This is a genomic window from Pantoea sp. GM_Pan_4 (genome assembly GCF_026541005.1).
Lineage (GTDB): Bacteria > Pseudomonadota > Gammaproteobacteria > Enterobacterales > Enterobacteriaceae > Pantoea > Pantoea dispersa.
On sequence record NZ_JALNUZ010000008.1, the window covers coordinates 98,706 to 124,437 of the forward strand.

Below are 25,732 nucleotides of genomic sequence, written 5' to 3' on the forward strand. Positions count from 1 at the left end.
ACTAAAGGGCGCGCATTATGCCATAGCGTGGTAAGCGCTCACCACTGAGCTCACCACTTCGCTATTGGCATCGAGGCCAGAAATCTCCGCCAGCGCCGCCTGTGGGCCTTTCTGTGCGATCAGTGACGCCAGCTCCTGCGCCTGCGGATCGGCTTCGCTGCGATAGTGCATCGCGGCAGCAATGCCCTGCACCAGGCTGGCGTGCGGCAGCTGATACTCCAGCGTGCCCAGCGTCGGCTTGATCAGGCGATCGCCGGCGCTCAGCTTGCGCAGCGGCTGACGGCCCACGCGCTCGACGTCATCTTTCAGGTACGGGTTTTCGAAACGCGTCAGGATTTTCTGGATATACGCGGCATGTTTCTCCGCATCGAAACCATAACGCTTGATCAGCACCGCGCCGCTCTCCTGCATCGCGCCCTGCACCACGGCACGTACTTTCTGGTCGAGAATGGCTTCGCGAATGGTGGCGTGACCGGCGAGCTGGCCGAGATAAGCGGTAATGGCGTGACCGGTGTTGAGGGTAAATAGCTTGCGCTCGACGAATGCCATCAGGTTATCGGTCAGCTCCATGCCAGGAATGTCCGGCAGCGCGCCTTTAAACTGGGTTTTGTCGACGATCCACTCGCTGAAGGTTTCTACGGTAACTTCCAGCGGATCGGTGCTGCCGGCTTCAGATGGCGGCACGATGCGGTCAACTGCCGAATCGACAAAGCCAACATGCTCTTCAACCCACGCATGATACTGCTGCGGCAGCGCCTTCAGTACGTGCTGCTTCAGCTGGCTGGTGCCGCGCACCATGTTTTCACAGGCGATGATATTCAGCGGACGGACATTACCGTTGTCACTGCGTTTGGCCAGACCCTGCGCCACGCTGCCCGCGATGCGCTCAAGGATCTGCGGACCAACCGCCGTGGTAACGATATCAACCTCAGCGATCAGCGTGACGATGTCGTCGCTGGTGCTGTTCACCGCGCTGACGCCGGTAACGATTTCAACCTGCGCCTGCTCGCCCACCACGTGAACCGGATACTCATGACGGGCGTTAAGGGCATCAAGCACCACCTGATTCACATCAGCAAACACCAGTTCGATACCGGCATCCGCCAGCAGCTTACCGATAAATCCACGGCCGATGTTACCTGCTCCAAAATGTAACGCTTTCATAAATTTGACCCATATCAAATGACGAAGGGGCGAGCATGTCCGCCCCGGAAAGTGGGGACGGGCTTGCCCGCCCCAGGGAAGTTAAAACCGCGAATTACGCGTTGGCAGTGCTGCCAGACAGCAGATCCAGCACATCCTGCACGCTGGTGGTGTTCGCCAGCTTCTCGATTACGCTGTCGTCGTCGAGCGCATTGGTCAGGCTGGTGATCACCTGAATGTGTTCGTTATTGCGTGCGGCAATACCAATCACCAGTCGCGCGACTTCGTCCGGCTCATCGCCAAACTGCACGCCGGCCGGATACTGGCAGAATACCACGCCGGTTTTCAGCACGCGGTCTTTGGCTTCGACGGTGCCGTGCGGCACAGCGATGGATTCACCGAGGTAGGTTGGCGTCAGCTGCTCGCGCGCCAGCATCGCTTCAACATATTCCGGCTGCACGTAGCCGCCTTTCACCAGCTGCTCGCCGGCAAAGCGAATCGCCTGCTCTTTATTGCTGGCGCTCAGGCCGAGGAACACGTTGTCAGCGCCCAGTTTGAACAGGTGCGCGCTGCCGTCGTCATAGCTGTCTGCCAGCGCGGTCTGCACCGTTTCACGGTGGGCTTCGCTGCGGTTCGCCGCCACCAGACGCTCAGTCAGGTTGGTGTACAGCGCGCTGTCGAGGAAGTTGTTCAGCGAGATGTGCTGCGCCTGTGGCGCCTGACGCATCGCACGTTCGGTCAGATCGCGGTGAGTAATCACCAGATCGACATCGCCCGGCAGCGAGTTAATCGCGCTGTTGGTCACAGAGATATTGCTCAGGCCCGCATCCTGCACCTTCTTGCGCAGCACGCCTGCACCCATCGCGCTGGAGCCCATACCGGCATCACAGGCGACGATGATTTTGCGCACGTGGCTGACGTCAACGCTGCTGGCATCGGCTACCACCGGTGAACCGGCAACGGTCTGGCCTTTTGACTGCGCTTTCATGTCTTTCATGCGCTGGGTCGCCGCTTCAATGTCGTCTTCTTCTTTTACTTTGCTGGTTTTCAGCAGAATCGAAGAGACCACGAAGGAGACGGCGAAAGCCGCAACGATAGCCGCGATGTTAGCGAAGTAAGCGCCTTTTGGCGTCATCGCCAGCACGGCCAGAATCGAACCTGGTGAAGCCGGTGATACCAGACCGCCGTTCAGCAGCGTCAGGGTGAACACGCCGGTCATACCGCCGAGGATTACTGCCAGCAGCAGGCGCGGCGCCATCAGCACGTACGGGAAGTAGATTTCGTGGATACCGCCAAGGAAGTGGATGATCGCTGCACCGCCCGCCGACTGCTTGGCGCTGCCGCGGCCGAAGATCATATAAGCAACCAGCACGCCCATACCCGGACCCGGGTTCGCTTCAATCAGGAAGAAGATCGATTTGCCCGCTTCGCTGGCCTGCTGGATACCCAGCGGCGAGAAGATACCGTGGTTGATGGCGTTATTGAGGAACAGGATTTTCGCCGGTTCAACAAAGATTGAGGTCAGCGGCAGCAGGTTGTTCTGCACCATCAGGTTTACGCCGGCGGCGAGAATGTGCGACAGACCTTCTACCAGCGGACCGATAGCGAGGAAGGCCAGCAGCGCCAGCAGCATACCGATAATACCGGCCGAGAAGTTGTTAACCAGCATCTCGAAGCCGCTTTTGATTTTGCCGTCAACCGCGCGGTCAAACGACTTGATCGCCCAGCCGCCCAGCGGACCGGCAATCATCGAGCCAAGGAACATCGGCATATCGGCACCGACGATCACGCCCATGGTGGTGATGGCACCCACCACGCCGCCGCGATCGCCACCCACCAGACGACCACCGGTGAAGCCGATGAGCAACGGCAGCAGGTAGGTAATCATCGGGCCGACCAGCTTGGCCAGCGTTTCGTTAGGAATCCATCCGGTTGGAATGAACAGTGCTGTGATGATACCCCAGGCGATAAACGCACCGATGTTTGGCATCACCATATTACTCAGAAAGCGACCAAAGCTCTGAACCTTGACCTTGACTGATGAGGACATAAACCCACCCCTTATTGAGACGCGCTGCAATAAGAGAGCGCGTTTGTTTTTGTTAAGACGTTACGGCGGGGGCCGTGGCATTACTGTATGCACGCGGACTCTAGCACTAGTTGATTACACTGCGTAGCGTCAGGAAAAAAGTGTGATACATATCACGCTAAGTTGGGGTGGGCAGGGGGATTAAAGGTGACTTTGATCACAAAAATACCCTGTAAGAAAGCAACGTCGGTGAAAAAATGCGCGCATTAGCGGTAGAAATGTGACAAAAATCACCTTTCATCTGGGCCGGTTTGTTTCACAAATGTGATTGAGATCACAAACTATTTTTGGTTGAAAATGCGCCAGATCACACTCTGTGCTGACAGAAAAAGGCGATGTAAGGAAGTGACAAAAATCTGAAAAAGCGGGCAGGGGAGAACTGCCCGCTGAGCGGCTTACTGCAAACCACCCTGTACGGCATTTTGTGCCTGGGTCAGCGCCTGCGTATTGCTGGCGAGATTACTCATCAGCGTGTTGTATTGCGTGGCCTGCTCCTGCGTCGGGAACTGAACGCCGCCGTCATTGAAGCTGACGCGTGCGCCCTGCGACTGCAGATAATCGCCGGCCTGAACTGCCGACTGGCTCAGCGCCTGCAGCTGCGGCAGCAGCGGGATCAGCGTGCTGGCTGGCTGCGTCACCACTTTGGCGTACACGCTGTCGTACACTTTCTTCAGGTCGTCCGGCTGCTTCAGCGTGGCTTTGCTGCTGTCGGCCTGCATTTTGGCGCTCTGAATCTGCTGCGTCAGCACGCTCAGATTGCCGCTCGCCTGGCGCAGGCTGTCGCGGCGTGTCAGATAATCCTGCGGTACGCGAATGGCCGCCAGCTCATCAACCACCGGGCGCATGCCCTGATCCACCGCCTGATTCACCTGCTGCGAGAAGCCATACAGGATGGCGTAATCACTGGCGTAGTTACCGAAGGTTTGCTTCTGGTTTTCGCTCAGGCTGGGCAGATGTTCACCGCTGCGCATCACGGTGTTTTGCAGAAAATCAGTAAAGGCTTTGCGCTGATCGCCCTCTTTATCGCCGCAGGCGGTAAGCTGCAGCACAAGTAGCACGCCGGTCAGCAGCATGCCGCTACGCATCCAGATGCGGGAAATTCCTGACGCCATAATTCAACTCCTGTTGTGACGATGGCTAAATTCGATTCGCTGGGAAAGGTCCTAAAGAATAGTGCAATGGCCCCGGCTGTACAACGGCTGGTCTGCAGTGCTTCACGCTGGTGCGTGCCTGCTGCACAACTGTGCAGCGCAGCCTGCCTGCGAGCGCAGCGCTGTGCAATAACGCATCTAATTCAGGCTGATAGCAACCTGGCATTGATATTGCCTGCTTTCTGGCAGATGCAGGAGCGATCGCGGGCAACCGACGTCGCCACACAATTTGCAATGGGTCACTAGGGTTCCGATCGCGAGATGCTGGTCCGAGAGTGACCGACCGTCCTCTGACGGTTACACGGCGGGAAAAAAGCCCGGGAGGAAAGCGAGAACGTTGCTCGCCGCCTCCTGCCTGATTTTCGTCCGTTAACGCCAGAGGAATCATCATGATTAAAGTCTGTCTGCGCCTGCTGCTGATTTGCAGCGTCGCCCTGTTCAGCGTTCCGTCGCTGGCCGCCGCTAAACCTTCCTTTAAGCTTTGCTGGTCCATCTACGCTGGCTGGATGCCGTGGGATTACGCCCAGCAAAGCGGCATCGTGAAAAAGTGGGCCGATAAGTACGGCATCGATATTCAGTTTGTGCAGGTTAATGACTATATCGAGTCGGTCAATCAGTACACCGCAGGTGGATTTGACGGCTGCACCATGACCAATATGGATGCGCTGACCATTCCGGCGACCGGCGGCGTCGACAGCACCGCGCTGATTGTCGGCGACTACTCCAACGGTAACGACGGCATTCTGCTTAAAGGCGCGGACAGCGTCAGCGCGCTGAAAGGCAAACCCATCAACCTCGTCGAACTGTCGGTCTCACACTATCTGCTGGCGCGCGCGCTGGAGAAATCCGGCATGAGCGAGAAAGATGTCAGGGTGGTTAACACCGCCGATGCCGATCTGGTGGCGGCGTTTGGCACTGCTGACGTTAACGCCATCGTCACGTGGAATCCGCTGCTGGCGGAAGCAGAGAAGCAGCCGGACAGCCATCTGGTGTTCTCCTCGGCGCAGATCCCGGGCGAAATCCTCGACCTGCTGGTAGTTAACACCGCCACGCTCAACAAATATCCTCAGCTCGGCAAAGCGCTGACCGGCGCCTGGTACGAGACGCTGCACAGCATGGCCGGACAGAGCGACAGTGCCAAAGCGGCGCGCACGCAGATGGCGCAGGCATCCGGTACCGATCTGGCCGGTTTTGATCAGCAGCTTGCCGCGACACACCTGTTCAGCGATGCCAAAACCACGCTGGATTTTGTCGACAGCCCTCAGCTGAAAGCCACGATGCAGCTGGTGGCCGAATTCTCCTTTAAACACGGCCTGCTGGGCGAAGGCGCGCCGGGGGCCGATGCGGTAGGGGTCGCGACCCCGGCCGGTAACTGGGGCGATGCCGGCAACATCAAACTGCGCTTTACCGACACCTTCACCAAACTGGCCGCCGCCGGTCAGCTGTAAGCGAGGCGCTGCCGATGCGTAAATTAATTAACTACCAACCGCTGCCGCTCGGCCGCCTGCTGCTTGGCATTCTGCCGCTGCTGGCGGTACTGCTGGTCTATCTGTTCGCGTCGGATGCGCGCCTCAGCCTGAACGCGGCAGACAAACTGCTGCCGGGATTCAACGCCATGGGCGAGGCCATCAGCCGGATGGCGTTTCAGCCCAGCCCGCGCACCGGCGAGTATCTGCTGTGGAGCGATACCGCCGCCAGCCTGCTGCGTTTGCTGAGTGGCGTCGCTATCAGCGCGCTGCTGGCGCTGGCAATCGGCCTGTTTACCGGCGCGCTGCCGGTGGTGCGCGCGGTGCTGGCGCCGCTGGTGACGCTGTTTGCGCTGGTGCCGCCGCTGGCGATTCTGCCCATTCTGTTTATCTGCTTTGGCCTTGGCGAAGTCTCCAAAGTGGTGCTGATCGTTATCGGCATCACGCCGCTGATCGCGCGCGATCTGCAGTTGCAGGTGCAGAAAATCCCGCAGGAGCAGCTGGTCAAAGCGCAGACGCTCGGTGCGCATAGCGCGCAGATTCTGTGGCGGGTGATTCTGCCGCAGCTGATGCCGCGCCTGTGCGATGCGGTGCGGCTGTCGCTCTGTTCGGCGTGGCTGTTCCTGATTGCTGCCGAAGCGATTGCGGCCACGGAAGGCCTCGGTTACCGCATCTTCCTGATGCGCCGCTATCTGGCCATGGATGTGATTTTGCCGTACGTGGCGTGGATCACCCTGCTGGCCTTTGCCCTCGACCTGCTGCTGCGGCTCGTCAGCCGAAGCTGCTGGCCGTGGTATCACGCCAAATAAGGAGCGCGCGATGCCCTTACTGCAACTGAAAAATCTGGAAAAACACTACGGCGATCAGGTGGTGCTGGAGCGGCTGAATATGCAGGTCGAGCGCGGCGAGTTCGTGGCGATTGTCGGTGCCTCCGGCTGCGGCAAAACCACGTTTCTGAATATGCTGCTCGGCACCGAAGCACCGACCAAAGGCGAGCTGCTGCTGGATGGCGCACCGATTCCCAACGAGCCGGACGCCCATCGCGGCGTGGTGTTTCAGCGCTACTCGGTGTTTCCGCATCTGACGGTGCTCGGCAACGTGATGCTGGCCGACGAGTTCAGCAGCGCACGCTGGCTGGGACGCGTCTGGGGGCGCAAACGTCAGGCGATTCGCCAGCGCGCGCAGGCAATGCTGGCGCAGGTCGGACTGGAACAGGCGCAGAGCAAATATCCGCATCAGCTGTCGGGCGGCATGCAGCAACGTCTGGCCCTGGCGCAGGCGCTGATGAAACAGCCGCGTATTCTGCTGCTGGATGAACCTTTTGGCGCGCTCGATCCCGGTATTCGCAGCGAGATGCATCAGCTGATCACCCAGCTGTGGCAGCAGCATCAGCTGACCATTTTCATGATCACCCACGATCTGAAAGAGGGCTTCAGCCTCGCGTCACGCCTGCTGGTGTTCGACAAACTGCGCCACGATCCGCACGCGCCGCAAGCCTGGGGCGCCACTATCACTTACGACCTGCCGCTGGATCGCACTCAGCCCGCCGCTGAAGTGCTGTCCGCAACGCAGGTGGCTTAAAGGAGAGCACGATGCAGCCATACCAAACCCTGCTGCCCGCCGGGGCGCACTGGTCTTTTGTCATGCGCAGCGGCAGCGCGCTGACGCTGACCGATGTGGAGGGCGGCGCCAGCGCCAGCCTGTTGTTTTATAACCCGGAAAACCTGCTGGAGCGCTATAACGCGCCGGACACGCTCAAGTGCCAGCACACTTTCCGGCTCACCGCCGGCCACTGTCTCTACTCGGACATGGGGCGCATTTTCTGCGGTATTGAACACGACAGTTTCGGCTGGCACGAGAGTGTGTGCGGCACGCTGAACGCGGCACAAACGGCCGCGCGCTATGGGGTCAGCGACTATCAGCAGGCGCGCAACCTGCGCCATCAAAACGGCTACGACAGCTTCCTGGTCGAGCTGGCGAAATATGGCCTTGGCCAGCGCGACATGGCGGCCTGCCTCAATCTGTTTGCGCAGGTACGCGCCGATGACAGCGGGCGCTTAACGCTGGAGCGGCAGGGCCAAGCCGGCGCGCAGGTTCGGCTGCGTTTCGCCATGGACACGCTGGTGCTGCTGCACACCTGTCCGCACCCGCTCAGCCCGGCGAGCGATTATCCGCGCCAGCCGCTGCAGCTGACGCTGGATGCGCAGCGTGCGCCGCTGCCGGAAATCTGTCTGCAGCGCGCGGAAAACCAGCGCGGCCTGCGCAATAACGCCCTCTATCAACTGCAGGGAGAAGTGTGATGATCAAAGAGAGTGAACGAAACCCGGCGCAGGCGCGTCTGCAACAGCAGATCGACGCCGGTGATTACTGGCTGCAGCGCATTGCCGCCGGAGAAACGCTGCGCATTACCGATCTGGAAGGCAATCAGGCGGCGGATACGCTGTTTTTCAACGCCGACGATACCGCCGAGCGCTACAGCATGAGCGAGACGCTGCGCGGCCAGCACAACGTGTTTCTCACGGCCGGCAGCGTGCTGCGTTCTAATCTTGATCGGCCGATGCTGACCATCACCGCCGATACCTGTGGCCGTCACGATACGCTCGGCGGCGCCTGCTCGTGCGAGAGTAATACGGTGCGTTATGACCTCGAAAAGCGCCACATGCACTCCTGTCGTGACAGCTGGATGCTGGCGGTCGCCGCGCATCCGGAGTCTGGCCTGACGCGCCGCGATATCACGCACAACATTAACTTCTTTATGAATGTGCCGGTGACCCACGACGGCGGCCTGACGTTTGCTGATGGCATCTCCGCGCCGGGTAAGTATGTTGAGATGGTGGCGCAGATGAACATTCTGGTGCTGATCTCCAACTGTCCGCAGCTCAACAATCCCTGTAACGGTTACAACCCGACGCCGATTGCCGTCAGCGTGTGGTGATTCTCTGACGCAACGGGACGACCCGTTTTACGCCGTCACAGCTGGTGCAGGACGACCTGCCGCAATAAGAGTATTCAGTCATGATTGATCGCGTATTGATTGCCAACCGTGGCGCGATTGCCGTGCGTATCATCCGTACCCTGCAGGCCATGAATATCCGGGCGATTGCCGTCTATGCCGAAGCCGACCGCCATGCGCGCCACGTGCGGCTGGCCGATGAAGCCTGGTCGCTGGGCGAGGGCCAGGTGCGCGACACCTATCTCAACCAGGACAAACTGCTGGCGATTGCCGCGCAGAGCGGCGCGCAGGCGCTGCATCCGGGCTATGGCTTTCTCAGTGAAAAACCGGAGTTCGTCACGCGCTGCGAAGCGGCGGGCCTGCATTTTCTCGGGCCGGATGCGGCGCAGATGCGGGCGTTTGGCCTGAAACATCGCGCGCGCGAACTGGCTGAGCAGAACGCGGTGCCGCTGCTGCCGGGCAGCGGCCTGCTGACCTCCCTGCAGCAGGCACAGGCCGCCGCGCAACAGATTGGCTATCCGGTGATGCTGAAAAGCACCGCCGGCGGTGGCGGCATCGGGATGCAGCGCTGCAACAGCGCGGAGGAGCTGGAGGAAGCCTTTACCCGCGTGAAGCGTCTGGCAGGTAACAACTTCGCCGACGATGGCGTCTTCTTAGAGAAATTTATCGCCCGGGCGCGCCATATCGAAGTACAGATTTTTGGCGATGGCCGGGGCGACGTGATTGCGCTGGGCGAACGCGACTGCTCGGCGCAGCGCCGTAATCAGAAGGTGCTGGAGGAGACGCCCGCGCCGCGGCTCAGCGATGCGGTGCGCGCGCAGTTGCAGGCTACCGCCGTACGGCTGGCGCGCGCGGTTAACTATCGTAGCGCCGGCACGGTGGAGTATGTCTACGATGAGGTCAGCCAGCAATTCTGGTTCCTCGAAGTGAATACCCGCCTGCAGGTCGAGCATGGCGTCACTGAACTGGTGTACGGCGTGGATCTGGTGCGCTGGATGGTCGAACTGGCGCAGCAGCGCCTGCCGCCGCTGGCGACGCTGCAACCGGTGGCGCAGGGCCATGCTATTCAGGTGCGGCTGTACGCTGAGGATCCGGCGAAGCAGTTTCAGCCGAGCGCCGGGCTGCTCAGCCACGTGCAGTTCCCGACGGCGCTCGATCACGCCACGCTGCGCATCGACAGCAGCGTAGAGAGCGGCATGGAGGTTTCACCGTTTTACGATCCGATGCTGGCGAAGATCCTCGTGCACGCGGCCGATCGCCAGCGCGCGCTCGACGGCATGATCGCGGCGCTGGCGCAGAGTGAGCTGTATGGCATCGAGACCAACCTGCGCTGGCTGCGTCAGCTCTGTACGCTGCCGGACGTGCAGCAGGGGCGCATCATTACCGCCACGCTCGGCAGCGTGGCGTGGCAGCCGCCGACGCTGGATATCCTCAGCGGCGGCACCCTCACCACGGTGCAGGATGCGCCGGGCCGCGTCGGCTACTGGCACGTCGGCGTACCGCCTTCCGGGCCGTTCGACAGCCGCGCCTTCCAGCTCGGCAACCGCCTGCTGGGTAACGAGGCACAGGCGGCCGGGCTGGAAATCACGCTGCGCGGTCCGACGCTGCGCTTTAATCAGGCATGCAGCTTTGTACTGAGCGGCGCGCCGTTGGCAGCCACGCTCGACAGCCAGCCGCTGGCGATGCATCAGGTGCTGCATGCGCAGGCCGGGCAAACCCTGACGCTGGGTGACGTGCGCGACGGCTGCCGCAGCTATCTGCTGCTGGCGGGCGGGCTGGATACGCCGCGCTATCTGGGCAGCCGCAGTACCTTTACGCTGGGTAAGTTTGGCGGTCACGCCGGGCGGGCGCTGCGCGCCGGCGACGTGCTGCAGCTGGCCGCGCCGCGTCAGGCTGCGGCGGCGCGCCTGCCCGAGACGCTGCTGCCGCCGCTTAACGGTGAATGGCAGCTGCGCGTTATTTATGGTCCGCACGGCGCACCTGCCTTCTTTACCGATGACGATATCGACGAATTTTTCGCTGCCGAGTGGCAGGTGCACTACAACTCCAGCCGCACCGGGATTCGGCTGATCGGCCCGAAACCTGACTGGGCGCGCAGCGACGGCGGCGAGGCGGGCATGCATCCGTCCAATATTCACGACAACGCCTATGCCTTTGGCACGGTGGATTTTACCGGTGATATGCCGGTGATCCTTGGTCCGGACGGCCCTTCGCTGGGCGGCTTTGTCTGTCCGGCGACGGTGATCGACGCCGATCTGTGGAAGCTGGGTCAGCTCAAAGCGGGCGATCGACTGCGCTTTGTGCCGATCGCCCTTGCTGATGCCGATCGTCTGGCGCAGGCGCAGCGTCACGAGATCGCGCATCTGCAACCGGAAGCGGTGTGCGTGGCGCCAGCACTGCCGCTGATCGATCCGATCTTGCACCAGCATGCAGCAACCGCCGGGCGGCCTGCACTGTGCGTGCGCGCCGCGGGTGACCGTTTTCTGCTGGTGGAGTATGGCGCGCTGACACTGGACATTGCGCTGCGTTTCCGCGTTCACGCCCTGATGCAGTGGCTGGAGGCGCATCCGCTGGCGGGTCAGCTGGAGCTGACGCCCGGCATCCGCTCGTTACAGGTGCATTATGATGCGCAGCAGTGCGCAAGAAGTGAGCTGTTGGCGCAAATTTTGCACGCTGATAATCTGCTGGGCGACCTCGCCGACGCGGCTGTGCCGTCGCGCACCGTGTGGCTGCCGCTCAGCTGGGATGATGCCGCCTGCCGTGAAGCCGTGACACGCTATAGCCAGTCGGTGCGTCCGAATGCGCCCTGGTGCCCGAGCAACATTGAGTTTATCCGGCGTATTAACGGGCTCGATAGCGTGGAGGCGGTGAAACAGATTGTGTTCAGCGCCTCGTATCTGGTGATGGGGCTGGGCGATGTCTATCTCGGCGCACCGGTGGCGACGCCACTCGATCCGCGTCACCGCCTGGTGACCACCAAATACAATCCGGCGCGCACCTGGACGGCGGAAAACTCGGTGGGCATCGGCGGCGCGTATCTGTGTGTTTATGGCATGGAAGGGCCGGGCGGCTATCAGTTCGTCGGACGTACGCTGCAGATGTGGAATCGCGATCGCCGCACCAGCGCCTTTACCCAGCCGTGGTTGCTGCGTTTCTTCGACCAAATCCGTTTTTATCCGGTCAGTGCCGACGAACTGCTGCAAATCCGCGAACGTTTCCCGTGGGGCGATTATCCGCTGCGCGTGGAAACCGGTGAGTTCCGGCTGGCCGACTATCAGGCGCTGCTGACTGCCCAGGCGACGGAGATCGACGCATTCCAGCAGCAGCGTCAGCAGGCGTTTGACGCCGAGCTGGCACGCTGGCGCGCCGATGGCCAGTTCACCTTCGACAGCCAGCTGCAGGCGCAGAGCAGCGAGGAAGTGGTGGTGCCGGCGGGCTGCCACAGCGTGGAGAGCCAGGTGGCGGGCAGCGTGTGGCAATGGCTGGTGGCGGAAGGCAGTATTGTGACCGCGGGTGCCACGGTAGGCATTCTCGAATCCATGAAGATGGAAATCCCGATCGTGGCGCCGGTCAGTGGCAAAATCCACAGCCTGCAACGCCAGGCCGGGCAGCAAGTGCAGGCGGGTCAGTTACTTATGGTGATCGATCCGTTTGCAGTATAAGAAAGAAGAAAAAATAATCAGGAAACAGGCAGCAAAACCGGGGATCTGACCCATACTTAGAGACCCGGTTCAATGTTGCATTGCCCTGACATCTTTTCGCAGTGTGCAACAGGCTGTGTCCCGTAACGGTTTCATTAAAACACTATTTTCGCCCTGATAAGGGAAAACTGTTTCGGGATACAGCCTGATAAGGCCGGTTTCAGCGCCTGGTGGCGCTTACCTCTCTACTTTCACGTGCTTCATAGTGAGTTTTAAGGAGTTCTCTATGGAAATAAAAGATCCAATGGTCGAATTACTCAGCAGTCTTGAGCAAATTGTTTTGACACGTGATGCACAGACTCCCGTATCAGAAATTGCACTCAATACCGTTTCCGTTCCCGAACCGCAGCGTTTACGCGAGATGACCGGCATGCAGGTGGATGAATTCGCCCGCGTGATGGGGGTGAGCGTCTCGTCAGTAAAAAGCTGGGAAGCGCAACGTACGCGCCCATCCGCCACGGCTCGCAAACTGATGAAACTGCTGCAGGCCAATCCGTATCTGGGCCGACAGCTGCTGGAATAACGCCGACTATCGGTTCTCTGTGACCCGCCTGCACGGCGGGTTTTTTTTAGCTTAAGCCACCGTATTTCGCCGCCTGTTTGACAAACCAGCTCTCCGGCACGCTGTACGGCGGTTTTGCCAGCTGCGCGATGCCCTGTTCAATGATGTGATTCGCCTGCTGCCACAAACGCCGATCGCCCTGCTGTAATAGCTGAATCTGAATCTGTTTCTCCACCAGGTAAACCCGGGCAAAGTTGGGATCGAACTGCACGATGGCACGGGTGTTATCGATGATATCGGCCAGCTTGATGGTTTGCGCTTCGGGCGAGGCTTCGGCAGTGTGGCGAAAGTGTGCCAGCTTACGGGCGGTACGATTTTTCGCCTGCGGCTGGGCGCTGTCGGTAAGCATGTCCACCAGATGTGCAACGCGCGCACCAAAGTGTTCTTCAATATCCTGTAAAGTACTGGCGGTGTCCTCCACCGTGTCGTGCAGCCAGGCGGCAGCGATCATCGCTTCGTCATCGCTGACGCTGCGCACCAGCTCCGCGACGGCAGCCGGATGCACAATATAGGGTTCGTCGGTGTATTTACGACGCTGGCCCGCATCGGCATGTGCCTGCGTGGCATAACGGCGCGCCTGCTCTTCCAGTGAATCACGCATCTTCACACTCCAGGAAAAAGTTGCTTGCAATTATCTAGCGCGCTATCTATATTGAGTCGCATGAACAGTAATCAAGATGACAAAAAAGTGAAGCCTGCGCCACTCCAGCTTGATCAGCATCTGTGTTTCGCGCTCTATTCGGCGAACCTGGCGATGCATAAAGTCTATCGCCAGCTGCTGGCGGCGCTGGAGATCACCTATCCGCAATATCTGGTGATGCTGGTGCTGTGGCATCAGGATGATCTGACGGTATCGGAGATTGGTGAAAAGCTGTTTCTCGATTCGGCCACGCTGACGCCACTGCTGAAACGACTGGAGAGCGCTGGTCTGCTGCGCCGCCAGCGTTCGCGTCAGGATGAGCGTCAGGTCGTGGTCACGCTGACCGACCAGGGACGCGCGCTGCAGGAAAAAGCCGCCAGCATTCCGGAAGCGGTACAGTGCGCGACCGCCTGCGATACCGACACCATGGCGGCGCTGAAACAGCAGCTGGACGATCTGCGCGGCAACCTGAATCGCGCCACCTGAGCATCAGGGATGTCGCTGCGGCGGCATCCTGAGAGTGAAGTTTTCCCTTGTGCCTTATAAATAGCACGCGATTATATAGCGAATAGTGAGGTTATAATGTCTTTAGAAAAAGTGATTTACACCGCCAAAGCCAAAGCAACCGGTGGCCGCGATGGCCGCGCCACCTCGTCTGATAACGTGCTGGACGTGAAGCTGGGCGTGCCAAAAGAGATGGGTGGCGCGGGCGGCGAGGTGACGAACCCGGAGCAGCTGTTTGCTGCCGGCTACTCTGCCTGCTTCCTCGGCGCGATGAAATTTGTCGCCGGCCGCGACAAAATCGCCATGCCAAAAGACGCGTGGATTGAGGGCGAAGTAGGGATTGGCCCTATCCCCACCGGTTTTGGCATTGAAGCAAAACTGAATATCCATCTGCCAGAGATGGATGCGGCGGAAGCGCAGAAGCTGGTTGATGCGGCACACATTGTTTGTCCGTACTCAAACGCGACGCGCGGCAACATCGACGTGACGCTGAATATCATCAACTAAGTTGATGCCTGCATAAAAGGCTCCTGCGGGAGCCTTTTTTATCACGAACCACATCCCGCATCCCACCGAACTAAAGAATTTTCTGGTCTTACCATTGGTTAAATGTTCTACTGCTGCGCTCCGTGCATCATCGTGATTATTTGGGTTCAGATTCGTCCCGATCCTACTCGCCAGGTCACGCTTTTCTGCTACGCAAGCGAACCTTACGCTCTTTGCACAGTCACATTTACGGTTGAAGCATCGACACCAGGTCGGGAACAGAAATTTATATGAATTACATTAAAAGTTTAACGCAGCAAAAGTTGTCGCTTTTGCTGGCGCTCTATCTTGGCATCTTATTGAATTTGCCGATCTTTTATCGCCGTTTTGACGGCTTCTTAACGAAATCCACCGTCACCAACTGGTTATCCGCCGCGGCGGAAGTGACCGCTGCCGTGCTGCTGACCTTCTTCCTGATGCGACTGCTGTCGCTGGGTGGCAAATGGTTTTATCGCGTCATCGCTAGCCTGCTGGTGGTGATTTCGGTGGCCGCCGCCTATTACATGGCGTTCTTTAATGTGGTGATCGGTTACGGCATCGTGGCGTCGGTCATGACCACCGATGTCGATCTCTCTAAAGAGGTTATCGGGCTGCACTTTGTGCTGTGGATGGTGCTGGTGAGCGCACTGCCGCTGCTGCTGATCTGGCGCAATAACCTGAGCCTGACGCTGATTGAACAGCTGAAAACCCCCGGTCAGCGCCTGAAACCTACAGTGATCCTGCTGCTGAGCGTAGCACTGGTATGGCTGCCGATTCGCTACTTCGACAAGCTGCAAAAAGCCAATGAAGAGATCACCAATATCGACCTGCCAAGCTATGGCGGCGTAGTGGCGCACTCTTATCTGCCTTCGAACTGGATTGCGGCGCTGGGCCTGTTCGCCTGGACCAAGGTGGATGAGAAGCTGGACAGCCAGGAGTTGCTCGATCCGGCGAAGAAGTTTACCTATGTAGCGCCGGCTGGCATTGACGATACCTATGTGGTGTTTGTGATCGGCGAGACCACGCGCTGGGATCATATGGGCATGCTGGGCTATAACCGCGATACCACGCCGAAGCTGTCGAAAGAGAAGAATCTGGTGGCATTCCGCGGTGAATCCTGTGATACCGCCACCAAGCTGTCGCTGCGCTGCATGTTTGTGCGCGAGGGCGGCACCATGGATAACCCTGGCCGTACGCTGAAAGAGCAGAACATTTTTGCGGTGATGAAAGAGCTGGGCTTCACCTCCGAGCTGTTCGCCATGCAGAGCGAAGTGTGGTTCTACGACAACGCCGATGTGAATAACTTCTCGTTCCGCGAGCAGATTGGTTCTGAGAAGCGCAATCAGGGCAAAGCGGTGGACGATATGCTGCTGGTGCCGGAACTGCAGGCTTCACTGCAGCGCTTCCCGAAAGGCAAGCATCTGGTGGTGTTGCACACGAAAGGTTCGCACTATCTCTATTCACAGCGTTATCCGCGCGAGTTTGCCCGCTATCAGCCTGAGTGTATTGGCGTGGACGATAAGTGCAGCAAAGCCCAGCTGATTAACGCCTACGACAACTCGATTCTGTATGTTGATACCATGCTGGACAGCGTGCTGGATCAGCTGCGTGATAAGAAGGCGATTGTGTTCTATGCCGCCGACCACGGCGAGTCGATCAGCGAAAATATGCACCTGCACGGTACGCCGCGCGAGATGGCGCCGCCGGAGCAGTTCCGCGTGCCGATGATTGTCTGGGCGTCCGATAAGTATTTGCAGGACCCGACTAACCGCAGCAACTTTGAGCGCTTACAGGCGCAGCAGCGCGTCGGCAAAACCCATCGTCACGTTGAGCTGTTCGACACCATTTTAGGGTGTCTGGGTTATACCTCGCCAGATGGTGGTATTAAAGCAGCGAATAACTGGTGCCAGGCACCTGCTACTGCCAGCAGTGCGAAAGCGCTGTAATTCGTGCCTGGATCTTATTGAGCAGGCAGGTGTTTAAGGCACTGCTTGCTTTCCAGGCAATCAGGCGGATTTTCGGGAAAAGGGATTGACGCTATAAAGTCACGGCAGTAATATTCGCCCCCATCGGCGAGTAGCGCAGCTTGGTAGCGCAACTGGTTTGGGACCAGTGGGTCGGAGGTTCGAATCCTCTCTCGCCGACCATCATTCAAGAAACCTGCTTTGCAAAAAGCAGGTTTTTTTTCGTCTGTAGCAAATAGAGGATGAGAACCTCCGAAGGAGGTTTGAGCCGAGCGCAGCGAGACAACGTTGCGTCAGCAACGGCCCGCAGGGCGCTTCTCGCAGAGAAGCGTAATCCTCTCTCGCCGACCATCATTCAGGAAACCTGCTTTGTAAAAAGCAGGTTTTTTTTCGTCTGTCGTTTTTGCAGTTTCAGGGTGAAATACGCGACCGCTCCGTAAAGACGCTGTCTCGTCCCTGATCGCTCGGCACACGCCATCCATGGCGTGTGACGCTTTACTCCACGGCCCCGCATTCCACCCTTTATCCGGCTTCGGCGATGGCTGAAGGTTTACTGACTGCCGTTTAGCGTGGCGTGACTGATTGCAGCGGTACATATGCCAAAAGGGAAGGGAAGGCCATCAGGAGAGCAAAGCGTCCGCCGCATGGATGCGGCGGTCGAGGCTACAGGGATGTATTTACGCCGCCTTTGCGATCTGATGACCTTCCCTGAACCAGACTCACATTCTCGCAGCCATCAAGCAAAGTCATCAATTTACGCGTTCCATTAATCATCACCGGGATAAACCGTATTATCTTTCAACACCGCTCTTCATCCCTTGCTGCATCAAAGCAGCTCTCTTAATTCGCGACACATTCTGCTTATGACCGGCTTTTGCTTTTTGCTGATTTCTTATGCCATTACGCCAGCATATTTCGCTGCCTGAACGTCATAACGCACGGGGAATCGTTCAGATATTCAACATTTACCGACAACTTTAAGACGTTTTTTAACGGTGATAATCACTGTCATCAGGCGCTATTGCCAGAGAATCACACGGCATTGCGCGCTTTATCACCTTTTTAAATTTTGGCTTAGCGTACAAACACTGTTTTTTATCGTTGCTTGCACTTACTCACACTCTGTGTAAATAACCCCACGTTGTATTGACGTTCATTGCAACTGTTGACAAATTGATGCGTCAATAAGATGCAGAGACGGCCAGCGCTGGCAGGTTCCACGGCGTCAGCGCTACAACAATAACCGCTCGCATTTTGGTCATTACATAACTGACCTGCCCGAACCGCATAAAAAAATCAGAGGTCGGGCGACGCACACAACATCACATCACAATGGAGCAAAACATGATCAACTCCCTGGCCAAATCCAGGATGCTGAAGGTCGGTCTTAGCCTGATTGCTATGACCGTGGCCGCGGGCGTTCAGGCGAAAACCCTCGTTTACTGTTCAGAAGGTTCGCCGGAAGGCTTCAACCCGCAGCTGTTCACATCCGGCACCACTTACGATGCCAGCTCAGTACCGATCTACAACCGTCTGGTTGAGTTCAAAACCGGTACCACTGAGCTGCAGCCGGGCCTGGCAGAAAAATGGGACGTCAGCGAAGATGGTAAAACCTATACCTTCCATCTGCGTCATGGCGTGAAGTGGCAAACCACCAAAGACTTCAAGCCGACCCGCACCTTCAACGCTGATGACGTCGTGTTCTCCTTCGAGCGCCAGCTCGATAAAAACAACAAGTACCATGGTGTCTCTGGCGGCAGCTACGAATACTTCGAAGGCATGGACATGCCGAAGCTGATCGCCAAAATCGAAAAAGTGGATGACTACACCGTACGCTTCACGCTGACCCGTCCGGAAGCGCCGTTCCTCGCCGACCTTGGCATGGACTTCGCGTCAATCCTGTCGAAAGAGTACGCCGACAACATGCTGAAAGCCGGCACGCCAGAAAAACTGGACCTCAACCCGGTGGGTACCGGTCCGTTCGTGCTGCAGCAGTACCAGAAAGACTCACGTATTCTGTACAAAGCCAACCCGGACTTCTGGGGCACCAAGCCAAAAATCGATCGCCTGGTGTTCTCCATCACGCCAGATGCTTCAGTGCGCTACGCCAAACTGCAAAAAGGCGAGTGTCAGGTGATGCCGTATCCCAACCCGGCTGACATCGCCAGCATGAAGAAAGACACCAAAATCAACCTGATGGAACAGCCGGGGCTGAACGTCGGTTACCTGTCTTTCAACACCGAGAAAAAACCGCTGGATAACGTCAAAGTGCGTCAGGCTCTGACCATGGCGGTGAACAAACAAGCGATCATTGATGCGGTCTATCAGGGCGCCGGTCAGGCAGCGAAAAACCTGATCCCACCAACCATGTGGGGCTACAACAATGACGTCAAAGACTACGCTTACGATCCGGCCAAAGCCAAAGAGCTGCTGAAAGAAGCGGGCATGCCGGATGGCTTCAGCATTGACCTGTGGGCGATGCCGGTACAGCGTCCGTACAACCCGAACGCCCGTCGCATGGCGGAAATGGTTCAGGCTGACTGGGCGAAAATTGGCGTGAAAGCCAAAATCGTTACCTTCGAGTGGGGCGAGTACCTGAAGCGTGCTAAAGCCGGTGAACACCAGACCGTGATGATGGGCTGGACCGGTGATAACGGGGATCCGGATAACTTCTTCGCCACCCTGTTCAGCTGCGCGGCAGCGAAAGACGGTTCCAACTACTCACGCTGGTGCTACAAGCCGTTTGAAGATCTGATTCAGCCAGCGCGTGCTGAAGCCGATCACAACAAACGTATTGAGCTCTATAAGCAGGCGCAGGTGGTAATGCACGACCAGGCGCCAGCACTGATCATCGCGCACTCAACCGTGTACGAGCCAGTGAGCAAGAAAGTGAGTGGCTATGTGGTTGATCCATTAGGTAAACATCACTTCGAAAACGTCGACATCCAGGAATAACCTTTCGGATTATCGCGGTCAGGGCCAGCCATGCTGGCCCTCGGGCGGCACCTTCGCCGCCCGTACTCCGCACTTTATTTCCGGCTAATTTCTTATAAACCCTCAATACCTTGCGCTGATGCAGCGTGAAGTATGACGGGGATTTTGAAGCGCTTCTTGCGTCGCGTCCGGCTATGCCGGCTGCGGATTGTGAGCAATGTAGTCCATGGCGTTAGCGCCACGGAAAATGACTGAGAATCCGGCTTATGCTGCAATTCATACTCCGACGTCTGGGCCTTGTCATCCCGACGTTCATCGGTATTACATTATTGACCTTTGCCTTCGTTCACCTGATCCCCGGCGACCCGGTGCTGATCATGGCCGGTGAACGCGGCATCTCCCCCGAACGTCATGCGCAGCTGATGGCCCAGTTTGGTCTCGATCAGCCGATGTGGAAACAGTACATCACTTACATCAACGGCGTGCTGCATGGCGACCTCGGCATCTCGCTGAAAAGCCGCATCCCGGTGTGGGATGAGTTCGTGCCGCGCTTTAAAGCCACGCTTGAGCTGGGCATTTGCGCCATGATCTTCGCCGTTGCCGTGGGTATTCCGGTCGGCGTGCTGGCGGCGGTGAAACGCGGCTCAATTTTCGATCACACCGCCGTGGGCATCTCGCTGACCGGCTACTCAATGCCGATCTTCTGGTGGGGCATCATGCTGATCATGCTGGTGTCGGTGCAGCTCAACCTGACGCCGGTCTCTGGCCGCGTCAGCGACACCATCTTCCTTGACGACAGCCATCCGCTCACCGGCTTTATGCTGATTGATACGCTGCTGTGGGGCGAAGAGGGCGACTTCAAAGATGCGGTGATGCACATGATCCTGCCGGCCATCGTGCTGGGCACCATTCCGCTGGCGGTGATTGTGCGTATGACGCGCTCTTCGATGCTGGAAGTGCTGGGTGAAGATTACATCCGCACCGCGCGCGCCAAAGGCCTGACGCGCATGCGCGTGATCGTGGTGCATGCGCTGCGTAACGCCATGCTGCCGGTGGTCACGGTGATCGGTCTGCAGGTGGGCACGCTGCTGGCGGGCGCCATCCTCACCGAAACCATCTTCTCCTGGCCGGGACTCGGCCGCTGGCTGATCGAAGCACTGCAGCGCCGTGATTATCCGGTGGTGCAGGGCGGCGTGCTGCTGGTGGCAATCCTGATCATTCTGGTCAACCTGCTGGTTGATCTGTTGTACGGCGTGGTGAATCCGCGCATCCGTCATAAGAAATAAGGGGGAATCATGTCTGCTGTTGATCCCGCAAGCGTCACCGCTGCACCGAAGCCGATGACCCCGATTCAGGAATTCTGGCACTATTTTAAACGTAACAAAGGCGCGGTTATCGGCCTGGTTTACATCATTCTGATGCTGCTGATCGCCATCTTCGCCGATGTGCTGGCACCGCATGCCCCGGCTGAGCAGTTCCGCGATGCGCTGTTGCACCCGCCGGTGTGGCAGGAAGGCGGCAGCTGGAAATTTATTCTCGGCACCGATGACGTCGGCCGTGACATCCTGTCGCGCCTGATGTTTGGTGCGCGCCTGTCGCTGCTGGTGGGCTGCATGGTGGTGGTGCTGTCGCTGATTCTGGGGGTGATTTTCGGTCTGATGGCCGGTTATCTCGGCGGCGTGGTGGATGCAGTGATCATGCGCCTCGTCGATATCATGCTGGCGCTGCCAAGCCTGCTGCTGGCGCTGGTGCTGGTGGCCATCTTTGGCCCGTCGATTGTCAACGCCTCACTGGCGATCACCTTCGTTGCGCTGCCGCACTACATTCGCCTGACGCGCGCGGCGGTGCTGGTGGAAGTCAATCGCGACTACGTAACCGCCTCCAGCGTGGCCGGTGCCGGTACGCTGCGCCAGATGTTCATCAATATTCTGCCTAACTGCCTGGCACCGCTGATCGTGCAGGCGTCGTTAGGTTTCTCCAACGCCATCCTGGATATGGCCGCGTTGGGCTTTCTCGGTATGGGGGCGCAGCCGCCGACGCCGGAGTGGGGCACCATGCTCTCCGACGTGTTGCAGTATGCGCAGAGTGCCTGGTGGGTCGTGACCTTCCCCGGAGTGGTCATCCTGCTGACGGTTCTGGCCTTTAACCTCATGGGCGATGGTTTGCGTGATGCACTCGACCCGAAACTCAAGCAGTAAAGAGGCACCGAGATGGCGTTATTAAATGTAGAAAAACTGTCGGTGCATTTCGGCGACGAAAAGGCACCGTTCCGTGCGGTTGACCGCATCAGCTACCAGGTAGAACAGGGCCAGGTCGTCGGGATTGTCGGCGAGTCCGGCTCCGGTAAATCGGTCAGCTCGCTGGCGATCATGGGGCTGATTGACTATCCCGGCCGCGTGAAAGCAGAGAAGCTGGAGTTCAATCAGCGCGACCTGCAGCGCATCTCCGAAAAAGAGCGCCGCCAGCTGGTGGGCGCAGAAGTGGCGATGATCTTCCAGGACCCGATGACCAGCCTCAACCCGTGTTACACCGTGGGCTACCAGATCATGGAAGCGCTGAAAGTGCATCAGGGCGGCAGCAAGCGCACGCGGCGTCAGCGTGCCATCGACCTGCTGGAGCAGGTGGGCATTCCCGATCCGGCATCGCGGCTCGATGTCTATCCGCATCAGCTGTCCGGCGGTATGAGCCAGCGCGTGATGATCGCCATGGCCATTGCCTGTAAGCCGAAGCTGCTGATTGCCGATGAGCCAACCACGGCGCTCGACGTGACCATTCAGGCGCAAATCATCGAACTGCTGCTGGAGTTACAGAAGCAGGAGAACATGGCGCTGATCCTGATCACGCACGATCTGGCGCTGGTGGCCGAAGCGGCGCAGCACATCATCGTGATGTACGCCGGTCAGGTGGTGGAGAGCGGCAAAGCGGTGGATATCTTTAAAGCGCCGCGTCACCCGTATACGCAGGCGCTGCTGCGTGCGCTGCCGGAGTTTGCCGCCGACAAAGCGCGGCTGGCGTCGCTGCCGGGCGTGGTGCCGGGCAAGTATGACCGCCCTAACGGCTGTCTGCTCAATCCGCGCTGCCCGTACGTGACCGACCGCTGCCGTACTGAAGAACCTGAGCTGCGCGATATTCCGGGCCGCCAGTCCAAATGTCACTTCCCACTGGATGATGCCGGGAGACCGACTTATGAGTCTTGATAACACGAAGCAGGATTACCTGCTGCAGGCAATTGACCTGAAAAAACACTATCCGGTGAAAAAGGGCCTGTTCGGCCAAGAGCGCCTGGTGAAGGCGCTGGACGGCGTCTCCTTTAACCTCGAGCGTGGCAAAACGCTGGCGGTGGTGGGCGAATCCGGCTGCGGTAAATCCACGCTGGGTCGCCTGCTGACGATGATTGAAACGCCGACCGCCGGCGAGTTGTACTGGCACGGGCAGGATCTGCTGAAACACGATCCGCAGGCGCAAAAACTGCGCCGGCAGAAAATCCAGATTGTGTTCCAGAACCCGTATGGCTCGCTCAATCCGCGTAAGAAAATCAGCCAGATTCTGGAAGAGCCGCTGGTGATCAATACCGCGCTGAGCAAAGCGGAGCGGCGGGAAAAAACGCTGGAGATGATGGCCAAAGTGGGCCTGAAAACCGAGCACTACGATCGCTATCCGCACATGTTCTCCGGCGGTCAGCGCCAGCGTATCGCTATTGCGCGCGGCCTGATGCTCGATCCCGACGTGCTGATTGCCGATGAGCCGGTCTCGGCGCTCGACGTCTCAGTGCGCGCTCAGGTGCTCAACCTGATGATGGATTTACAGCAGGATCTCGGCCTGTCCTATGTGTTCATCTCGCATGACCTGTCGGTGGTGGAGCACATCGCCGACGAAGTCATGGTGATGTACCTCGGCCGCTGTGTGGAAAAGGGCAGCAAAGAGGCGATCTTCAGCAATCCGCGCCATCCGTATACTCAGGCGCTGCTGTCGGCCACGCCACGCCTCAATCCGGACGAACGCCGCGAGCGCATCAAACTGACCGGTGAGCTGCCGAGCCCGCTGAATCCGCCGCCGGGCTGCGCGTTCAACGCACGCTGCCGCCGTCGTTTCGGTACCTGCGTGCAGCTGCAGCCGAAACTGAAGCAGTATGGTGAGCAGCAAATCGCCTGCTTCGCCGTCGACCAGGATGAGAATCAGCCGGTGGCGACGCCGTAATTACGGCCAGCCAGTGCGAAAGGCTCCTGCGGGAGCCTTTGTTATTGGTGGCCTGATACATGAGTAAAATTAACCTGACGTGTCTTAATCGCCTGCTATGGCAGAAATGTATTACGCGACTGAATCTTTAAATCGCTGGTCCTGAACCACAGCGAAAAGGTTAAGGCAAATTCTGAATCCGTGCCGCATTGTGTGAGCGCCGTCACGGCCAGAGATAACTGCACATTTCAATGGTAAGTTGTTTATTATCAGTGCATTATCCTAATTATCTTCCGGCTGCTATTTCCGTTAATCGATTTTTATTAATCCTGCTCAATTAATCAGTGCATGCTTTTTGCATCTGTATATTTTCAATCTTTCAGATAAAACTCTTTTGTCGAATCTGCGGTTTTAATAATCAGAATTCTCTCACCGTGTCTTAACGTGTGTGTTATATTCGCGGAAATTACCCCTCCGCTTTAACAGGCTCTGATCATGAAGAACTACGACGATCTGCAGCGTTTCCAGGAAAAAACGCAAACGCTGGACATTGCTTTTAAGGATATGTCCGGGCAATCGCTGGAAGCCGATCACAGCCAGTGGGCGATCATCCGTCAGCTGGCGACGGATGATGAGCCGGAGCTGGGTAGCGGCCAGCGCGTCGATCTGCCGCAGCCGCAGCCAATTCGCGGCGATGAGTTTGTCGCGCCGCCGCAGGCTCTCAATCCGGCGCCCGTCGCCCGCAGTGAAAAGGCATCGCTGCTGCAGAGCCTCGCCGCCAGCGCGCCGGCACCCGACACAGAAACACCGCGTAGCGCGCTGTTTCCACCGGCAAGCAGCGCGCCCACTGCCGCGTCCGTGTCGTCGCTGGCACCAGCAGCCACGCACGTAGCACGTCAGGTGGCCACTTCACTGTTCCCACCGCCGCCGGTCAGCGCGCCGGTCGCTGAACAGGCGGTCGCCCCTGCTGCCGCAGCACCGGCCACTGCGCCCGCCGTGGTGCAGCCGGAGCCTGCTACGCCCTCGCGCTTTGGCGCACTGTTCCGCTCGCGTGCGGCGGAACCGGTTCATTTATCTAAAGAAACACTGCTCAAACCGTTACTGGAGAAGATCGCGCTATGCCATTAGTTTGTGTGTGCTCGCCAAAAGGGGGAGTAGGAAAAACCACCATGGCGGCCAACCTGGTCTGGAGTCTGGCGCGTGCCGGCAGCAAAGTGCTGGCGATCGATTTTGACGTACAAAATGCGCTGCGCCTGCATTTTGGCGTACCGCTGCACGACAGCCGCGGCTTTGTGGCGCGCTCGGAAGAGCAGGCTGACTGGAGTCAGTCGATCCTCACCACCGGCAGCAACATCTTTGTCATGCCTTACGGTGAAGTGACTGAAGCGCAGCGTGAGCGCTTCGAACACAACCTGGCGCACGATGCCCATTTCTTAAAACGCGGCCTGGATACGGTCCTGAATTATCCGGGTCTGGTGATTATTGCGGATTTTCCGCCGGGACCCGGTCCGGCGTTAAAAGCCATGCAGGCGCTGGCCGATATGCATTTAGTGGTGATGCTGGCGGATACCGCCTCGGTGGCGCTGCTGCCGCAAATTGAAAACCATCGCATGATTGGCCAGCCATTAAATAATCAGCACGGTCATTATTTCGTGCTCAACCAAAGTGATAATCGCCGGAATATCAGCCGTGAAGTGACCGCATTTATGCAGCAGCGGCTGGGCGATAATTTACTCGGCGTGGTGCACCGCGATGAAAGCGTGGCAGAGGCCAATGCCTCGCAGCAGTCAATCTATGATTTCAGCCCGGCTTCGGCAGCGGCGTTTGATATTGAACTGGTGGCAAAACGGGTGGCGAATATCCTGAATATCAACGTAGGCAACGGCGAAGTTCAGGCACCGATCCGCAGTCATTATTAACAAGC

General features: G+C 58.4%; 21 protein-coding genes, 1 tRNA gene, 1 other RNA gene and 1 riboswitch. Of the genes, 19 read left to right on the plus strand and 4 right to left on the minus strand.

The genetic code is table 11. The annotated features are described in order from the left end of the window. Positions 1-15: 15 nt before the first annotated feature. From mtlD to OXR61_RS16525, 3 genes are all read right to left on the minus strand, one after another. Positions 16-1,164 carry a mannitol-1-phosphate 5-dehydrogenase gene (mtlD, locus tag OXR61_RS16515; RefSeq protein ID WP_021507035.1) on the minus strand — a complete coding sequence of 383 codons (1,149 nt, stop codon included), beginning with the start codon at positions 1,162-1,164 and terminating at the stop codon, positions 16-18. 94 nt (positions 1,165-1,258) lie between these two features. Then, positions 1,259-3,193 (minus strand): PTS mannitol transporter subunit IICBA, encoded by a 1,935-nt coding sequence (locus OXR61_RS16520; protein WP_021507034.1) that lies wholly within the window; start codon positions 3,191-3,193, stop codon positions 1,259-1,261. Positions 3,194-3,627: 434 nt separating this feature from the next. After that, positions 3,628-4,344, minus strand: coding sequence for a DUF3053 domain-containing protein (locus OXR61_RS16525; protein WP_010616539.1), 717 nt, complete (start codon positions 4,342-4,344; stop codon positions 3,628-3,630). A gap of 270 nt (positions 4,345-4,614) precedes the next feature. Continuing rightward, a riboswitch (guanidine-I (ykkC/yxkD leader) is annotated at positions 4,615-4,709 on the plus strand. Positions 4,710-4,772: 63 nt separating this feature from the next. Here OXR61_RS16525 and OXR61_RS16530 point away from each other — a divergent pair. From OXR61_RS16530 to OXR61_RS16560, 7 genes are all read left to right on the plus strand, one after another. Beyond that, positions 4,773-5,831, plus strand: a complete 1,059-nt coding sequence (locus tag OXR61_RS16530; RefSeq protein ID WP_021507033.1) for a putative urea ABC transporter substrate-binding protein — start codon at positions 4,773-4,775, stop codon at positions 5,829-5,831. Between the two features lie 14 nt (positions 5,832-5,845). Further along, a complete protein-coding gene (locus OXR61_RS16535; protein ID WP_267412417.1) occupies positions 5,846-6,658 on the plus strand; it encodes an ABC transporter permease subunit in 813 nt (270 codons plus the stop codon). Positions 6,659-6,668: 10 nt separating this feature from the next. Then, a complete protein-coding gene (locus tag OXR61_RS16540) occupies positions 6,669-7,430 on the plus strand; it encodes an ABC transporter ATP-binding protein (RefSeq protein ID WP_021507031.1) in 762 nt (253 codons plus the stop codon). An 11-nt stretch (positions 7,431-7,441) separates the two neighbouring features. After that, a complete protein-coding gene (locus OXR61_RS16545) occupies positions 7,442-8,149 on the plus strand; it encodes an urea amidolyase associated protein UAAP1 (protein WP_021507030.1) in 708 nt (235 codons plus the stop codon). Then, positions 8,149-8,784, plus strand: coding sequence for an urea amidolyase associated protein UAAP2 (locus OXR61_RS16550; protein ID WP_021507029.1), 636 nt, complete (start codon positions 8,149-8,151; stop codon positions 8,782-8,784). The genes OXR61_RS16545 and OXR61_RS16550 overlap by 1 nt, the downstream gene beginning before the upstream one ends. An 80-nt stretch (positions 8,785-8,864) precedes the next feature. After that, the gene (uca, locus tag OXR61_RS16555; protein WP_267412418.1) at positions 8,865-12,464 is read left to right on the plus strand and encodes an urea carboxylase; all 3,600 of its coding nucleotides are present in this window, start codon (positions 8,865-8,867) and stop codon (positions 12,462-12,464) included. A 265-nt stretch (positions 12,465-12,729) separates the two neighbouring features. Continuing rightward, a complete protein-coding gene (locus tag OXR61_RS16560; RefSeq protein ID WP_021507026.1) occupies positions 12,730-13,026 on the plus strand; it encodes an HTH-type transcriptional regulator in 297 nt (98 codons plus the stop codon). Positions 13,027-13,072: 46 nt separating this feature from the next. Here the strand turns inward: OXR61_RS16560 and OXR61_RS16565 are convergent, their stop codons facing one another. Next, a complete protein-coding gene (locus tag OXR61_RS16565; RefSeq protein ID WP_021507025.1) occupies positions 13,073-13,666 on the minus strand; it encodes an HD domain-containing protein in 594 nt (197 codons plus the stop codon). Positions 13,667-13,726: 60 nt separating this feature from the next. Here OXR61_RS16565 and OXR61_RS16570 point away from each other — a divergent pair, with 60 nt between their 5' ends. The 12 genes from OXR61_RS16570 (at position 13,727) to bcsQ (ending at position 25,727) form a co-directional block, all read left to right on the plus strand. Continuing rightward, entirely contained in the window at positions 13,727-14,191 is a 465-nt protein-coding gene (locus OXR61_RS16570) for a MarR family transcriptional regulator (RefSeq protein WP_010616544.1), read from the plus strand. A gap of 96 nt (positions 14,192-14,287) precedes the next feature. Beyond that, complete coding sequence (locus tag OXR61_RS16575; protein ID WP_021507024.1) at positions 14,288-14,716, plus strand: organic hydroperoxide resistance protein; 429 nt, start codon at positions 14,288-14,290, stop codon at positions 14,714-14,716. Positions 14,717-14,985: 269 nt separating this feature from the next. Next, positions 14,986-16,680 carry a kdo(2)-lipid A phosphoethanolamine 7''-transferase gene (eptB, locus tag OXR61_RS16580; protein WP_021507023.1) on the plus strand — a complete coding sequence of 565 codons (1,695 nt, stop codon included), beginning with the start codon at positions 14,986-14,988 and terminating at the stop codon, positions 16,678-16,680. A 124-nt stretch (positions 16,681-16,804) separates the two neighbouring features. Beyond that, positions 16,805-16,881, plus strand: a tRNA-Pro gene (locus OXR61_RS16585). Positions 16,882-16,919: 38 nt separating this feature from the next. Next, positions 16,920-17,049, plus strand: a non-coding RNA gene (locus tag OXR61_RS16590) — RtT sRNA. A gap of 993 nt (positions 17,050-18,042) precedes the next feature. Beyond that, positions 18,043-19,653, plus strand: a complete 1,611-nt coding sequence (gene dppA, locus OXR61_RS16595; RefSeq protein WP_021507022.1) for a dipeptide ABC transporter periplasmic-binding protein DppA — start codon at positions 18,043-18,045, stop codon at positions 19,651-19,653. A gap of 245 nt (positions 19,654-19,898) precedes the next feature. Beyond that, on the plus strand, positions 19,899-20,918 hold the full coding sequence (gene dppB / locus OXR61_RS16600; RefSeq protein WP_021507021.1) for a dipeptide ABC transporter permease DppB: 1,020 nt from the start codon (positions 19,899-19,901) through the stop codon (positions 20,916-20,918). A 9-nt stretch (positions 20,919-20,927) separates the two neighbouring features. Continuing rightward, the gene (gene dppC / locus OXR61_RS16605; RefSeq protein WP_021507020.1) at positions 20,928-21,830 is read left to right on the plus strand and encodes a dipeptide ABC transporter permease DppC; all 903 of its coding nucleotides are present in this window, start codon (positions 20,928-20,930) and stop codon (positions 21,828-21,830) included. Positions 21,831-21,842: 12 nt separating this feature from the next. Further along, complete coding sequence (dppD, locus tag OXR61_RS16610; RefSeq protein ID WP_021507019.1) at positions 21,843-22,829, plus strand: dipeptide ABC transporter ATP-binding protein; 987 nt, start codon at positions 21,843-21,845, stop codon at positions 22,827-22,829. Next, positions 22,819-23,829 (plus strand): dipeptide ABC transporter ATP-binding subunit DppF, encoded by a 1,011-nt coding sequence (dppF, locus tag OXR61_RS16615; RefSeq protein WP_021507018.1) that lies wholly within the window; start codon positions 22,819-22,821, stop codon positions 23,827-23,829. The genes dppD and dppF overlap by 11 nt, the downstream gene beginning before the upstream one ends. Positions 23,830-24,303: 474 nt before the next feature. Beyond that, entirely contained in the window at positions 24,304-24,936 is a 633-nt protein-coding gene (gene bcsO, locus OXR61_RS16620; RefSeq protein ID WP_127833511.1) for a cellulose biosynthesis protein BcsO, read from the plus strand. Next, a complete protein-coding gene (gene bcsQ, locus OXR61_RS16625) occupies positions 24,927-25,727 on the plus strand; it encodes a cellulose biosynthesis protein BcsQ (RefSeq protein ID WP_267412421.1) in 801 nt (266 codons plus the stop codon). Before bcsO ends, bcsQ begins: the two co-directional genes overlap by 10 nt. The last annotated feature ends 5 nt before the right edge of the window (positions 25,728-25,732 follow it).